At 37.4% G+C, this 14,951-nt stretch carries 12 protein-coding genes and 1 pseudogene; 7 read left to right on the forward strand and 6 right to left on the reverse strand.

Annotated features, from left to right (window positions below; translation table 11 throughout):
* Positions 1-9 precede the first annotated feature (9 nt).
* The 3 genes from proC to ABES02_RS06975 all read left to right on the forward strand — a co-directional run bounded on the left by proC (position 10) and on the right by ABES02_RS06975 (position 2,992).
* The gene (gene proC / locus ABES02_RS06965) at positions 10-813 is read left to right on the forward strand and encodes a pyrroline-5-carboxylate reductase (RefSeq protein ID WP_430132501.1); all 804 of its coding nucleotides are present in this window, start codon (positions 10-12) and stop codon (positions 811-813) included.
* Positions 814-898: 85 nt separating this feature from the next.
* Positions 899-2,134: a poly-beta-1,6-N-acetyl-D-glucosamine synthase gene (gene pgaC, locus ABES02_RS06970; protein ID WP_430132503.1), complete on the forward strand. Its 1,236-nt coding sequence runs from the start codon at positions 899-901 to the stop codon at positions 2,132-2,134.
* 540 nt (positions 2,135-2,674) lie between these two features.
* Positions 2,675-2,992, forward strand: a complete 318-nt coding sequence (locus ABES02_RS06975) for a hypothetical protein (protein ID WP_430132505.1) — start codon at positions 2,675-2,677, stop codon at positions 2,990-2,992.
* Between the two features lie 43 nt (positions 2,993-3,035).
* Here ABES02_RS06975 and ABES02_RS06980 read toward each other — a convergent pair.
* The 5 genes and pseudogenes from ABES02_RS06980 to ABES02_RS07000 all read right to left on the reverse strand — a co-directional run bounded on the left by ABES02_RS06980 (position 3,036) and on the right by ABES02_RS07000 (position 10,104).
* Positions 3,036-6,065 (reverse strand): annotated as a pseudogene (locus ABES02_RS06980) (efflux RND transporter permease subunit).
* A 116-nt stretch (positions 6,066-6,181) separates the two neighbouring features.
* Positions 6,182-6,757: a YitT family protein gene (locus tag ABES02_RS06985; protein ID WP_430132507.1), complete on the reverse strand. Its 576-nt coding sequence runs from the start codon at positions 6,755-6,757 to the stop codon at positions 6,182-6,184.
* 109 nt (positions 6,758-6,866) lie between these two features.
* The gene (locus ABES02_RS06990) at positions 6,867-8,258 is read right to left on the reverse strand and encodes a peptide MFS transporter (RefSeq protein ID WP_430132508.1); all 1,392 of its coding nucleotides are present in this window, start codon (positions 8,256-8,258) and stop codon (positions 6,867-6,869) included.
* A gap of 230 nt (positions 8,259-8,488) precedes the next feature.
* Positions 8,489-9,475, reverse strand: a complete 987-nt coding sequence (locus ABES02_RS06995) for an inorganic phosphate transporter (protein ID WP_430132510.1) — start codon at positions 9,473-9,475, stop codon at positions 8,489-8,491.
* Between the two features lie 11 nt (positions 9,476-9,486).
* A complete protein-coding gene (locus ABES02_RS07000) occupies positions 9,487-10,104 on the reverse strand; it encodes a DUF47 domain-containing protein (protein WP_430132512.1) in 618 nt (205 codons plus the stop codon).
* Between the two features lie 378 nt (positions 10,105-10,482).
* Between ABES02_RS07000 and ABES02_RS07005 the strand changes: the two genes are divergently transcribed.
* On the forward strand, positions 10,483-10,737 hold the full coding sequence (locus tag ABES02_RS07005) for a GlsB/YeaQ/YmgE family stress response membrane protein (RefSeq protein WP_430132513.1): 255 nt from the start codon (positions 10,483-10,485) through the stop codon (positions 10,735-10,737).
* Positions 10,738-10,776: 39 nt separating this feature from the next.
* Here ABES02_RS07005 and ABES02_RS07010 read toward each other — a convergent pair whose 3' ends face one another.
* Positions 10,777-11,700 carry an RluA family pseudouridine synthase gene (locus tag ABES02_RS07010; protein ID WP_430132515.1) on the reverse strand — a complete coding sequence of 308 codons (924 nt, stop codon included), beginning with the start codon at positions 11,698-11,700 and terminating at the stop codon, positions 10,777-10,779.
* A gap of 111 nt (positions 11,701-11,811) precedes the next feature.
* Between ABES02_RS07010 and ABES02_RS07015 the strand changes: the two genes are divergently transcribed.
* The 3 genes from ABES02_RS07015 to ABES02_RS07025 all read left to right on the forward strand — a co-directional run bounded on the left by ABES02_RS07015 (position 11,812) and on the right by ABES02_RS07025 (position 14,924).
* Positions 11,812-12,210: a YhcU family protein gene (locus ABES02_RS07015; protein ID WP_430132517.1), complete on the forward strand. Its 399-nt coding sequence runs from the start codon at positions 11,812-11,814 to the stop codon at positions 12,208-12,210.
* A 199-nt stretch (positions 12,211-12,409) separates the two neighbouring features.
* Positions 12,410-14,152, forward strand: a complete 1,743-nt coding sequence (locus ABES02_RS07020) for a phospho-sugar mutase (protein WP_430132519.1) — start codon at positions 12,410-12,412, stop codon at positions 14,150-14,152.
* Between the two features lie 49 nt (positions 14,153-14,201).
* Positions 14,202-14,924 (forward strand): SDR family oxidoreductase, encoded by a 723-nt coding sequence (locus ABES02_RS07025; protein ID WP_430132521.1) that lies wholly within the window; start codon positions 14,202-14,204, stop codon positions 14,922-14,924.
* The last annotated feature ends 27 nt before the right edge of the window (positions 14,925-14,951 follow it).

Below are 14,951 nucleotides of genomic sequence, written 5' to 3' on the forward strand. Positions count from 1 at the left end.
GTGGAGGACATGAATAAAAAGATAGGATTTATTGGAGCGGGGAAAATGGCGCAGGCCATGCTGGAGGGTATTGTAAAATCAGAATTGATTCTACGGGAAAATATTATGGCCAGTTCAGCAACCAAAAATACGATTGATAAAATCGCTGGGAATTACGGGATTAAGACATCACTACATAATATTGATGTGGCAGTATTTGCTGACATTCTTTTCTTGGCAGTAAAGCCGGAGCATCACTTATTAGTAATAGAAGAAATTAAACAAGAGATTAAGCCTAATACAATTATCGTTACTATTGCTGCTGGTATTTCATTAATGGATCTTGAGCGTGCGTTTGGTCAAAAAGTAAAAGCTGTCCGGACAATGCCGAATACGCCTTCCTTTGTAGGGGAAGGGATGAGTGTTATTTGTCCTAATGAACATCTTACAGAGGAAGAATTAATCGAAGTGGAGCATCTTTTTCAAACGTTTGGAAAAACAGAGCGTCTTGAGGAAAATTTGATGGATGCAGTTCCTGCCATTAGTGGTTCATCGCCAGCATATATTTATATGCTCATTGAAGCGATGGCAGATGGTGGGGTCCGACAAGGAATCCCTAGAGACAAGTCCTACAGGCTTGCTGCACAGGCAGTGCTTGGGGCAGCCAAAATGGTTCTGGATACTGGTATTCATCCCGGAGAACTAAAGGATAATGTGTGTACCCCAGGGGGTGCAACCATAGAAGCAGTGGCAGCACTTGAGAAAAAGCAATTTCGCGGCGCCATTATGTCTGCGATGGACAGCTGTACGAATAAGGTAAAAATGTTAAGGTAATTCACTTTGGATCCATTTATGGGTCCTTTTTAAGTAGTAAATAATTCCCTAGTGGTGGATTAACGGTATATGAAAGGTGAAAAAAATGGAACAAATGATTAGTTATATTTCAGAGTTTGTGTTCTGGTATCCATTAATTATGTCTTTGGTTTGGATAACTGGTACTCATTTATTCTTCAATTATCGTGAAAAAGAAGACTTTAATAATTTTGATCAGATCGAATGGCCGTTGATAAGCATTTTAGTTCCATGCTTTAACGAAGAAGAAACTATTGAAGAGACGATTCACTTTTTGTCTAATATTCATTATCCCAAAAAAGAAATTATTGCAATTAATGATGGAAGTTCCGATAACACCTTTCATATCCTGCGGCGGCTTGTTGAACAATATAACGAGCTCAAAGTAATTGATTGTAAAGAAAATAGAGGCAAGGCGAATGCATTGCACATCGCCTGTCATGCATCAAATGGGGAGTTCCTTGTCTGTGTGGATTCTGATGCCATTTTAGATCCATATGCAGCACATTACCTCATCTACCATTTTCTTCATAAGGGTGAAAGATTAGGTGCGGTGACAGGAAATCCAAGAATTCGCAATCGTGATACATTAATAAGTCGTTTGCAGATTGTAGAATACGCATCGATAATAGGAGCGATAAAAAGAACTCAAAGAATCTTGGGTAAAATTATGACCGTGTCGGGTGTTGTTGTTGCATTTCGAAAAAAGGCGCTAGTTGATGTTGGTTTATGGGATAGAGATATGATTACAGAGGACATAGCGGTTTCTTGGAAATTGCAGCAACGATTTTGGGACATTCGCTATGAACCACGTGCATTGTGCTGGATGCTTGTTCCTGAAACTATAAGTGGTATTTGGAAACAAAGAATTCGCTGGGCCCAAGGTGGACAAGAAGTGATGATGAAATATTGGAGAATTTTATTGGACTGGCGACAAAGAAGGATATGGCCAGTATATCTTGAACAATGGGTTAGTTTGATTTGGTCCTTTTCATGGGTATTTGTAACAATCTATTATATATTTTCAGTTTCTACGATTCAACAGCTCTTTATATGGATAACTTTTTCATCCTTCTCTCTTGTATTTTTGAGTCTTATCCAACTTTGGGCCTCGATAAAAGTCGATTCTAAATATGACAATATAACAAAGTATTACTTATGGGCCGCATGGTACCCTGTCATTTATTGGATTCTAAATGCATTTATCGTAATGTTTGCTCTTCCTAAAGCCATTAAATCAAGAATGAAAGGTGGTTATGCTACATGGATAAGTCCAGACAGAGGGGATCGAAAAATGGGATAATTATTCGCACAAGGGTCAATTGGTTTAGGGAAATAATTATATCGATCTTTTCAATCCTTGTATGGATTTATTGTATAGGAGTTGTGCTTTTTTTTATAGGTGCATTATTTGATTATAATGACCAATATATAAGTCTAATAAAGATTTCTTTTAAGATGACAAATAGTGATATTCGTTCTTTTTTATTAATGGTTTTCTGCATGTGGATTTTTTTTTATATCGGACTTTGGAGTTGGAAACAATATAACCTGAAAAGGTTTGGTTCTTTAAATAGGAGGTCAATACCTATTCATACTGCAAAGGAAGATCTTCTACGCCTTGAACTTATGAACGAAGAAGATTATCATTCCTTACATCAATCAAGAGTAGTGGTATTTGAGAAAAACCCCATAAAAGATATTTGAAACTAGGTGGTAGCTTTGAAAAAGTATTTTTATGGTCTGTGTATAGTTTTGATTGTTATTAGTGGTGGGTACTATCTCTTTATTCATACTGATTTTTCTAAAACAGCAATGAGTTTTCCAAAAGAACTCGACAAAAATGGCTGTTGATATGCATAAATTGGTTGGAGAGGAACCAATATTTTTCTTGAAAAGTAATCTCCAAGCATTTGAAAAAGATCTTTTGCTTAGTAAAAAAACCATTGAGAAAAATTTAGGAGTGCAAGTAGAAGATTTCGCCTACCCATATGGAAATGGAAAAGATGAATTAGCAACTGTGATTCATAAAAGTGGACTTAAAAGTGCATACATTCTTGCTCCTAGATCAATAACTCCTGACAACGATAGATATTGGATGAATCGCATCCTTGTGAATGATGAGGTTTTTAAGACAATCGTGACTAAATGGATTGATTGATATAATAAACCACCAGCATAAAAATGGCTGGTGGTTCATTATATTAGACTGACAAATCAGTCGAAGTCCCTAATTGCTTTCTTTGCTTTTTAGACTTCTTAAAATGGAACAATTCGTAAACAACCGGTATTACGACAAGGGTCAATAATGTGGCAATACTAAGCCCGCCGATAACGACGATTGCAAGGCTTTGCGAAACGAGGTTTCCAGTTTCAGCCTTTTTTAATAATAACGGAATCATCGCTGAAATTGTCGCGACTGCAGTCATAATAATCGGCCTCATCCGAATGGCGGTGGCTTCGACAATCGCATCGCGAATAATCATTTTTTGCTCATTTTGTTTGATACGGTCTAAGAGCACAATCGCATTGGTAACAACAATTCCAATCAGCATTAAGGCACCTAGCAAAGCTGTAATATCAACGGTTATCCGGCTGATTAATAAGCCAAGAATTGCCCCGACAGCTGCTAGCGGCAGTGAGAATAAAATGGCAATTGGAGCTCGTATCGTTTTAAAGGTAATAACCATGATTAAGAAAACAATCCCAATGGAAACGGCCATGGTCGTAAATAAATCCGTGAAATCATCAGCCTGCTGTGCACTGGCACCGCCGACAAAAATTTCAACTCCATCAGCAAACCTTATTCCCTTATAATCTTTTTTGTCACCAAAAATAATTTTATTAATCTCTTTTGAAATATCAGAGAGTTTTTTCGATTCTACTGTGGCAGTGATCCGAATATACGAGTCTCCATCCTTAGCAAAAAGGTTTGCTGGTTTTTCCTCTTTATTTAATTGGGCAATTGTTGAAACAGGTACCATTCCATTAGTGGTCATTACTGGAATATTTTCTAAATCACCAGGCGTTTTTGGATCTAATACAGGCTCAAGGTAGACGACTGTCTGTTGGTCGTTTAAGCTTAATGAGCCAATAGGTGTCTTGTTTAACATAACAGAAAGCTGCTGTGCGATTTGTCCTGAATTGCCTTTCGCCGGGTCCACATCGAGTGAATAAACCGTCTTTTTATCTTCTTGATTTGTTTCTATCTTTTCTATTCCATCGATACCACTGATTTTATCTTTAATTTTTACAGAAGCAGCCTCTAAGTCATTTAATTGATCGCCGACGACATCAATCGTAATTTGAGGGGCACCGGTGCTCATCATTGAGGCCGCACCAGCCGTTAGAGTAGCATCCGGATATTGCTCTTTTTGTGAATTGATTTTTTTGATTAGCTTATCGGTGTCTTTTTTATCCTTAAGAATAATATTATAGGCAGCATTGGTAGGTGAGCCTACAGCACCAAACTTTGCGGCATCTGCATTGTTTCCAAGTAAAGTGAACTCACTTTTTACTTCTTTTTGTTCTTGGATAAACTTTTCAAGCATTAAAGTTCCTTCTTTTACTTTTTCGATTGGTGTCTCATTCGGATAATTCAAGTTCGCAGAAACAAATTCTGCATTAGAATTATCCACCGTTCCTTTTGGCATAACAAAATAAACGCCAATGGAACCTACAAATAATAAAAATGATAATGTTAGAACCACCCATTTATGGTTTAAGGACCAAGTCACGAAACTCATAAATTTAATTGACGGTTTATGTTCGCGCAGCTTTGCTTTCCTTAATAGGCCGGCACTCATTAATGGAACCACTGTCAGAGCAACAATTAACGAGGTAAGCAAAGAGTACGTAATCGTTAAGGCGAATGGCATTAAGAAGTCCTGCAGTCCGCCGCTTACCAATCCGATTGGAAGGAATACGGCCACTGTGGTCAAGGTTGAAGCGGTAATAGCCCTTGATACTTCTTTTGTCGCATCAATTACTAGTTGAATAGAGAATTTCTCATTTTGCATTTTTCTAAAGATATTTTCAATAACCACAATACTATCATCGACTAACCGACCAACTGCCACAGCAACGCCGCCAAGGGTTAATATATTTAAGGTAACCCCAGATCGAGATAGCAGAAATAGTGTAAACGCTAATGATAAAGGTATTGAAATAATCGTAATGAATGTAGAACGGATATTACGTAGGAACAGCATGATCACAATTGTAGCAAAAAGGGCCCCGACGAGAACTTCCTTCATCATTGAAGAGACTGAGTTTTCTACCATATCCGCAGTTGCGAAGACGACACTTGTTTCGGTTTGATCATACTTCTTATTAATTTCCTTTGTTGCCTCTCTTACCTTTTTACTTATTGAAACAGCATTTGACTAGCTGTCCTTCGTTACGATGAATAATAGGCCATCTGCCCCATCTATTCTAGTGATTGTATCTTCAGGTTTATTTATCTTTACACTAGCAATATCTTTTAAACTTACCCCTGGACCGACAGTCAGGTTTTCTATTTTGGATAAGCTATCGATTTTACCAATTACTTTAATATTGCTGGCTTTACCTTGAATTGTTTTTTCCCCAACTGCTACCGCACTATTTTGTCCCTGCAGTACGCTCATAACAGCTTGTAAGGAAACTTGATGTTGTGCCAATAAGTCATTATCTACCTTTATCGATACATAGGAATTAGTCATACCATAGGTCTGAATCGAGGCAACACCTTTAATATCTTTGAAATATGGGATGATTTTTTCCTCAGCAAATTTTAGATTTTCCGGGGTGAGACCGTCTTTAAAGGTTGCGGCAACATCTGCGATGGGAATCATGGAGGTATTTAATTGGACAATTGTTGGCTTAGAGACATTTGCCGGAAGCTGGATGGTACTAAGTGATTCTTGGACTTCCTGCTTGGCTTCCTTCATATCGGTTTTGGATTCGAAGTTAATATCAATTTTTGAAAAACCATCACCCGTAGTAGAGAAAATGTTCTTCTTACCCTTGATACTTGAAGCGGCCTTTTCGATTGGCTGGGTTACGTCACTTTCCATCGTTTTCGAATCAGTACCTTGCCCCATAACAATTACTGATACTTGCGGATTATCAGCTGAAGGTAAAAATTCCATTGGCAAAGTGAAATAACTTACAATACCCATCAAAAGGATTAGAATCGTCATTAGACTGACAGCAGCTTTGTTAGTAAACGCCCATTTTGTGAACCAGGACATGTTTAATTTCTCCTCTCATGGTTAATTTTTCCTATAACCATAAGAATAGTAACATAATTTATTTGAAAACTAGAATTATTTGAAAATTCTTTTTTCGCAAAAAGCGACAATTCTCCCTAATGTGTTTGCGGTCTTCCAGCAACTGTCACGGTCGTCATGAAACCAACACAGAGAATAGTTAAGAGGGAGTAAAAGAACTTTTCTAATCCAACTACTTGAATTCCACTTGTAATTATCAGCCCGTCAATTAAGAAAATGATGATTCCGATATTAATATTTGTAAATTTAGTTAGCAACTGGGCTAACAAATCTGTCCCGCCAGTACTGGTTTCATAGCGAAGCATGACGCCTATGCCAATGCCGACGAGCAAGCCCCCAATCATGGTACTTGGCAATATCCCAATCTGAATTCTTCCATTAATAAAAGAAAAAACATCAATACAAAAGGATGAAATAACTAAGCCATGCAGGCTATAAAAGAAATAACGCCTTTCAAAGAACCAGGCTAAAACATAGAGGGGAAGGCTTAGAAGAATAATGCTAAGCCCGGTGGGCCAGCCATAAAAATAATGAATGATTAACCCTAACCCAATTACGCCGCCGTCAAGCAGGTGATAGGGGATTAAAAATCCGTTTACACCGAGACTTAATAATATGGAACCAATTAGCATCGCTATTATTTTTTCTAACATAAGCTTCACCCCAAAACTTGTCCTTTTACATAAAATTATGTAGCGGGAACCCATTTAGAAGTGAAAACAATAAAAAAGAGGGTGAAACATTCGTTTCACCCTCTAAAGGTTAGTCCATCATTTTGACAAGCTTTTTAGAAATAGCTAACAATACTAATCCTAGAACAATTGCCATTCCTCCGATAACCCCGAAAATTTCAAGGTATCCAAGTGATTGTGTTAGGGAAGCTAATTGTCCAGCAAGAATGTTCGCAACACCAGTACTTGCAAGCCATACACCCATTAATAATGAAGCAAGTTTTACAGGAGCAATTTTACTAACTAGTGATAAGCCGACAGGTGATAAAAGTAATTCACCAATGGTATGAAGTAAATATGTTAAGGTAATGATCATGACGTTAGCTTTGACAACAATGTTATCTGCATCGCTGCCAGTTTTTAGTACGGCTAATAATAACACCATGTAACCTAATCCTAAAAGCACCATACCAAAGCCCATTTTTGAAGGGATTTTAAAATCTCCCTTTTTAGTATAAGAAAGCTTTAACCATAGGGATGCTAAGATTGGAGCTAAGATAACAATGAATAATGGATTCAAAGATTGGAACCATGCAGTTGGAATCGTGAATCCAAAAACATTACGATCGATAAAACGATCAGTATAAAGCGTTAACGAACTTCCTGCTTGTTCAAATCCAGCCCAGAAGAAAACAACGAATGCAGCAAGGATAAAGATGACAGTCGTACGCTGCTTTTCTTTTTTTGTTAAAGGTTTCTTCTCAATTGCGCCAGTATTGTTTGCAACTGGTTTGCCAGTTGGCTTTTTACCAATTTCTCCTAGGTAGCGAGAACCAAAGAGATTAAAGATTAATTGGCCGATTATCATTCCGATAGAAGCAGCCAAGAATCCATATCTAAATCCGGAAACAACGACTCCATCGACAGTAGTTTTAAATAAATTATCTGATAAGTAACCAACAACTAATGGAGAGAAGAAGGCACCGATGTTGATACCCATATAGAAAATAGTGAAGGCACCATCACGACGACGATCATCTGGAGCGTAAAGCTCACCGACAAGGGTTGAAATATTTGGTTTAAAGAAACCGTTACCAACGATTAATAATACTAAACCAGTATAAAAGGCCCATCTGCTTTGATTAGCAAATAAAACTAAGTTAGCAACAGCCATGGTAATACCACCAATAGTAATTGCTAGTCTGCGGCCTAAGAATCTATCTGAGAGCCAGCCTCCAACCATTGGCGTAAAGTAAACTGCCCCGGTAAAGAAACCGTAGATACTCATGGCTGTAGCATCACTAAAGCCTAATCCACCGCTTACAAATGCAGTAGTTAAATAAAGAACTAGGATGGCTCGCATTCCATAGTAACTAAATCTTTCCCACATTTCTGTAAAGAATAATAAATAAAGGCCAGGCGGATGTTTTTTTGCAGCAGCTGTTTGCTGTGCGGACTGTTTAACTGAAGCTGTATTGTCCATTGTATACCTCCTAATGTCCATGGTAAAAAGAATATGTTATTATTCTAATTTAACTGATAATGATTGGTCAATAGAAAGTTTTAACAGTTAAAAAAGTTGATATATTAGGAATTTAACGAATAATGACTCCATTTACCATTCACTGAATTAACTATATTAAGATAATTTTTCGATAATTATAAATAAACAATAAAAAACCAGGAAACATTTAGAGTTCCCTGGTTTTACAATTAAAAAACAAGATTAAGGATTAAATAAATTAGTCCCGCTAAAACAGCAGTAATTGGCAGTGTGATGACCCAGGTGACTAGCATTCGCTGAGCTGTCCCCCACTTAACCCCTTTTAAACGATGGGCAGAACCAACCCCAAGTATTCCTGAAGAAATAACGTGGGTTGTACTTACCGGTAAATGGATGTAGGTAGCACCGAAAATGATAGCAGCCCCTGTCAAATCCGCAGCAACTCCGTTAATAGGGCGTATTTTCATGATTTTTCCGCCTACGGTTTTTATGATTTTCCAACCACCAATGGAGGTACCAAGTCCCATAGCAATCGCACAGGCGATTTGAACCCATAAAGGAACTTCGTCACTCTGAATAGTACCTGAGGTGAGAAGGGCCATCGTGATTATTCCCATTGATTTTTGCGCATCGTTCGTTCCGTGGGAATAGGATTGTAAAGCAGCTGTAGCAATTTGGATATATCTAAAGTTTCGATTGGTTTTCGTTAAATTAAAATTCTTAAATACAATTTTAAAAATGCTATAAACAATGTACCCGACTGCAAACGCTAAAATAGGAGAAAGGATTAGTGCTTCTAGAATTTTTATAAATCCTCCATAGTTAAGGGAACTAAAGCCATCAGCTGCAATTGCTGCACCGGCGATGGATCCAATAATGGCGTGAGACGAACTACTTGGGATTCCGTAATACCAAGTGAGTAGATTCCAGACTATGGCAGCAATTAGTGCTGCTAAAATGACAATAGTACCATTGGTAAGGCTGAAAGGATCTACGATATCTTTCGACACCGTTTTGGCAACCCCTGTAAATGTCATCGCTCCAATAAAGTTCATGACCGCAGCTAGCAAAATGGCATGACGTGGTTTTAGTGCTTTAGTTGAAACAGATGTAGCAATTGCATTTGCTGTATCGTGGAAACCATTAATAAAGTCAAATGCAAGGGCACCAATTACAATTAATATAATTAGAGTCATATTATTACTCCTTATGCATTTTTCATAATAATGGTTTCAAGAGTATTGGCAACTGATTGACAGTAGTCGGCAATATCTTCAAGGTTTTCATAAATTTCTTTGTACTGAATAATACGAATTGGATCTTTTTCCACAGTAAATAAATTTTTAATCGACTGCCGTAAGACATTATCGCATTTTGATTCATAATCTTTTATCTTTATGGCATGTTCTCTAATTTGAGTTAACTTTTTATTTGAAAGGAGTTCAACAGCTTTATCGATTTCATGCACGCTTCCCTGAATCGCCTCAACAAACTTAATCATAAATTCATCAGCACTTGTAATCGAGTACATTTCAAATAATGCTGAGCAGCCTTCAAGTCCATCAAGTACATCATCCATACTCATAGCAAGATGAAGAATGTCTTCACGTTCAATGGGGGTAATAAAAGCATCATTTAATTCTTTAATCACTTCATGAACGTAGGAATCTCCCTTTGTTTCAAGCTCTTTCATTTTTTCAGAGAAAATTTTTAAATCACTAACATTTTTTAATTTGTATTCTGTAAAGAAATTGGCACTTTCCTTTAAGTTAGCGGAAATATTGCTTAATAAAACCGAAAACTTATCATTTTTTTTGAATGCCATGTAATTACCTCCAATATTCATATGTAAAGTTTGTACACTTACCGAACATATTTTATCTAAAAGATGTTGAAAAAAGATACAATTCTTAACGAAATTTACAAAAACTTAACATTAGAATTTTCTGAATAATCTCCTATTAAAAATAGTACTTTTTTACTTTTACCTTGTTATGGTTCATTTATGTATGAAGTCGACTAAAAAAATAATTTAAAAACCGGATTCCAGGGATCCGATTTTTCTTCTTTTATGAGTATAAAAATGAAATTTGGGTACTTTATAGGTAAAGGCAGCTTGATAAGAAATCAAATTCTTAGAAACTGCCTGTGTTGTAGGCTCAGACGCTTAAAAATAGGTAAAAACTAAAAAGGAGTGTTCGTAATGAGCTTTATTTGGGCATTAATTGTTGGTGGTATTATTGGATGGTTAGCAGGTTTAATCGTTGGACGAGATATTCCTGGTGGCATTATTGGTAATATAATTGCTGGATTTGTTGGAGCATGGCTAGGGACAATGATATTAGGTAACTGGGGGCCGCATGTTGCTGATTTTGCCATCATCCCAGCGATTATTGGTGCAGCCGTCCTTGTTCTTCTGTTAAGCTTCATCATGAGAGCATTTAGAAGAGCTGATTAAGAAAATGAAGCCTCCCAAAACCCGGGAGGCTTTTTCTATTTAAATCGAGAACACATCAACATCTTCGAAAATCACCGGCTGGTCCGTTAAAGGCGCATGACATTCGATTTTTTCTTGGGTAAAAGGATGGACAAATTCAAGCTTTGCGGCATGTAGTGCCTGCCTGTTTACAATAGGCTTTCCCCCATACAATACATCCCCAACTAAAGGATGTCCGAGGTGGCTTAAATGGACGCGGATTTGATGGGTCCTCCCTGTATCGAGCCAGCATTTTACAAAGGAAAGCTTTCGAATTTTATTTTCTTTTATAACTTGGTAGTGAGTTATGGCTTCTTGTCCAGAAGGGGAAACTCTTCTTTTCGTGGCATGATGACGATCGCGTCCAATTGGCGCATTAATGGTTCCTTTTTTTCTTTGAAATATACCATGAGCCATTGCAATGTAGGTTCTTTTTATTTGACGATCGATAAGCATTCTATCTAAAAGTACACCAGCCAAAGTATGTTTACCAAACAAAATTGCTCCAGAAGTATCACGGTCTAATCGGTGGATTTGGCGAATGTTTTTCAATTCTCCCTTTGCAAGTAAATAAAATGCAGCAGCATTGACCAACGTGTTTGATTCCTTATTTGTATCATTTGGATGTGTATTCATAAATGGCGGCTTATTAATAACAAGAAAGTGATCATCCTCAAATAAAATATCGATATCATGGAAATACGGAGTTATCTGTATTTCTTCACTCTCGAATAATTGGATTTGTAATTTTGAACCCGAAGCTAAAGGCATATTCCATACCACTCTATCTCCATTCAATCGAACCTTTTCTTCCATACGGAGAGAATGAATGACTTTTTTTGGTGCTTTCCATTCATGGCGGAAAATATCATCAGTTGTTCTGCCTTCCCATTCCTTTGGGATACTGATTTGTAACCACTCACCCATTCGCATTGTATTAAGCATAATTTCTCCTTCCGCTTTTCTATTAATTACCACCGTTTATTCCATGTTTGATATGTTATTCTTATCATATATATTACGATAGAATTAAGCGAAGGCAAAGGTGGGTTATAAGTGAAAATTGTTTTTGCCTCGACACCAAGTCAGGAACAAGAAATTTGTGAACTTGTGAGGTATATTTACTCTAATATTTTTCCACTCTATTTTACTGATGAGGAAATTTGTCAGTTTGAACAGTTAAAGGTCTTGCATACTTCAGGCAAGCATGTTGAAGATTTTAGTACCTTAAAAGATGCTTTTCAGGTTATGACAAGCATTCAAACAATCATCTCCATTCTTGAGGTTTCACAACCAGATGAACAGTATTCATCTTTATTTGATAAAAATGTAGCGAATCTCCAGGAATTCGGATTGTTTTTTCCATTTGAATTTGAGCAGTTCGTTGATGCCAAACATATGAAAAATACGATTCTTAGTATTTACACGAAGGCAGATAACGAGCTGCTAATATAGGGAAAATAAAATGCCTGCACTTAGTAGGCATTTTTATTTTGTTTTTTTCTTAATTTTTGAAAAATGTTAAGGTAAAATAATATAGGAATTGTGTTACCATTTGCGAAAATTGTCGGTTTATTTATGTCGATTTTTAAAGGAGTAACATGCTATAAGTTAGAAACAATATTAAATAGAAAGAAATTGGAGGGCAAAAAAAATGGACTGGAAAGCAGTAGCAAAAAGTTGGATTGAATTTAAGGATTTAGATTCTGAATTACATAACCAATTAGAAGTAATAAAGGCAGATGAAAAACTAGTTGAAGAAGCATTTTATAAGAATTTAGAATTTGGAACAGGCGGAATGCGCGGGGAAATAGGTGTTGGAACAAACCGCATGAACATCTATACTGTTCGCAAGGCTTCAGCCGGACTGGCTGCATACATAGAAGAACATGGCGTAGACGCAAAAAAACGTGGAGTAGTAATTGCCTTTGATTCACGCCACAAATCACCGGAATTTGCAATGGAGGCGGCTAAAACTCTTGCCACCAAGGGAATTCAAACATATGTATTTGATGAATTAAGACCAACACCTGAATTATCGTTTGCGCTAAGATATCTAAATGCTTTTTCTGGAATTGTCATCACTGCAAGCCATAATCCACCGGAATATAACGGCTATAAAGTGTATGGTTCAGACGGCGGTCAGCTGCCTCCTGATGATGCTGATATTGTTATCAGCCGTGTTAATGAAATCGAAAATGAATTGTTAATCGAGGTCGACAGTGAAGAAAAGTTAAAAACTTTAGGTCTGATTAAAACCATTGGTACAGAAATTGATCAAGCATATCTTGAAAAATTAAAAACGATCTCCGAAAACCCAAACCTGGCAGAGGAAACTGATCTCCATATTGTATTTACACCATTACATGGAACAGCTAATAAGCCAGTTCGTGCAGCACTTTCTGCGTTAGGCTATAAAAATGTAACAGTGGTGAAAGAGCAGGAGCTTCCTGACCCAGAATTTTCGACAGTAAAAAGTCCGAATCCGGAAGAACATGCTGCTTTTGAATTAGCCATTCGCGATGGAATAAAGGTGGGGGCAGATTTATTAATTGCCACTGATCCGGATGCTGATCGCTTAGGTATTGCAGTCCTAAACCCTGAAGGTGAGTACGTGGTGCTAACAGGCAACCAAACAGGGGCACTTTTACTAGATTACCTGTTAACCCAGAAAAAAGAAAAAGGAACCTTGCCGCAAAATGGGGTTGTCTTAAAAACCATCGTAACTTCAAATATTGGCCGGGCAATTGCTTCTTCCTTCCAATTAGAAACGATCGATGTTTTAACAGGCTTTAAATTCATTGCAGAAAAGATAAAAGAATATGAAACTACAGGTGAGCATACGTACCTATTTGGCTACGAAGAATCCTACGGATATCTAATTGGCGATTTTGCTCGTGATAAAGATGCGGTCCAAGCCGCCTTATTAGCTACAGAGGTTTGTGCTTATTATAAAAAACAAGGCATGTCTCTTTATGAAGGAATGATGCAGGTTTTTGAAAAGTACGGTTATTATCAGGAAGGTCTCCGTTCTTTAACTTTAAAAGGTAAAGAAGGAGCTGAACAAATTCAGCGCATCCTTGCTTCTTTCCGTAAAGAACCGATTAAAAACTTAGGTTCATTGAAAACAGCTGTTACAGAGGATTACTTAACAGGAATTCGCGTAACTAACAATCACGAGGAGAAGATTGATCTTCCTAAATCTAACGTCTTAAAGTATACGTTTGAAGATGGTTCATGGGTGTGCTTAAGACCATCAGGTACGGAACCAAAAGTAAAATTCTATTTCGGAGTAAATAGTGAGGGTCTTGAAGAGAGTAAATCAAAATTACAAGCTATTGAAAAAGACTTTATGGAGCTTGTGGATCAAAAAATTAAAATGGTGCAAGAAATTTAAATTTTTTAATCATCATCAAGTCTAATTCATCATGAAAGGAAATAATTAAATGCTTAAAGACCAAGTTGCCATTGTGACCGGTGCTTCAAGAGGGATTGGCAGGGAAATCGCTGTAAAGCTAGCTGACCAAGGAATGAAATTAACGCTCGTTGGCAGCTCCAAGCAAGTGTCTGATACTGCAGCAGAACTAAAGAAAATGGGCTTTGAAAATGTCCTGCCAGTACAAGCCGATGTGTCAAAAGAAGAAGATATGCTTCGAGTTGTTCAGAATACAATTGATGCCTACGATTCAGTTGATGTTCTTGTAAACAATGCAGGGGTGGGCTTCTTTAAGTTAACAGAAGATGTGACTGCTGATGAATGGAAGAAGGTATTTGAGGTTAATGTTCAAGGGGTATTTCTAGCCACGAAAGCTGTGCTTCCACATATGAAAGAGAAGAGGTCTGGAACCATTATTACCATTTCCTCCGATGTTGCCCGGTATACAATTCCTAATGGATCTGCTTATACTGCTACAAAGTATGCAGTTCAAGGGTTCTCAGGTTCGGTAGCCCAGGAGGTTCGTGAATATGGAATTCGTGTGGGTACAATCAATCCTGGTATGGTGGATACGTATTTTGCAGAATCAACACAAGGCTTGCCAGAGAAAAAAGACTGGCTTAAAGTCGAAGACATTGCCAATGCAGTGGTGTACATGGCTTCTGCTCCAAAGCATATGATAATAGATGAAATTGTCTTACACCCGTTTGTGCAGCAATATCCGATCGCGTAATATTGAACCCCGAAAGGCTTAGTGCCT

The organism is Neobacillus pocheonensis (genome assembly GCF_050477905.1).
Lineage (GTDB): Bacteria > Bacillota > Bacilli > Bacillales > Cytobacillaceae > Neobacillus > Neobacillus pocheonensis_A.

Excerpts from the sequence above, each read along its gene's own strand:
- ABES02_RS06990 (WP_430132508.1), bottom strand. The coding sequence starts at position 8,258 with ATGGACAATACAGCTTCAGTTAAACAGTCCGCACAGCAAACAGCTGCT.
- ABES02_RS06995 (WP_430132510.1), bottom strand. The coding sequence starts at position 9,475 with ATGACTCTAATTATATTAATTGTAATTGGTGCCCTTGCATTTGACTTT.
- ABES02_RS07020 (WP_430132519.1), top strand. The coding sequence starts at position 12,410 with ATGGACTGGAAAGCAGTAGCAAAAAGTTGGATTGAATTTAAGGATTTA.
- pgaC (WP_430132503.1), top strand. The coding sequence starts at position 899 with ATGGAACAAATGATTAGTTATATTTCAGAGTTTGTGTTCTGGTATCCA.
- ABES02_RS07010 (WP_430132515.1), bottom strand. The coding sequence starts at position 11,700 with ATGCTTAATACAATGCGAATGGGTGAGTGGTTACAAATCAGTATCCCA.
- ABES02_RS07025 (WP_430132521.1), top strand. The coding sequence starts at position 14,202 with ATGCTTAAAGACCAAGTTGCCATTGTGACCGGTGCTTCAAGAGGGATT.
- ABES02_RS07005 (WP_430132513.1), top strand. The coding sequence starts at position 10,483 with ATGAGCTTTATTTGGGCATTAATTGTTGGTGGTATTATTGGATGGTTA.
- ABES02_RS06975 (WP_430132505.1), top strand. The coding sequence starts at position 2,675 with ATGGCTGTTGATATGCATAAATTGGTTGGAGAGGAACCAATATTTTTC.
- ABES02_RS07000 (WP_430132512.1), bottom strand. The coding sequence starts at position 10,104 with ATGGCATTCAAAAAAAATGATAAGTTTTCGGTTTTATTAAGCAATATT.
- proC (WP_430132501.1), top strand. The coding sequence starts at position 10 with ATGAATAAAAAGATAGGATTTATTGGAGCGGGGAAAATGGCGCAGGCC.
- ABES02_RS06985 (WP_430132507.1), bottom strand. The coding sequence starts at position 6,757 with ATGTTAGAAAAAATAATAGCGATGCTAATTGGTTCCATATTATTAAGT.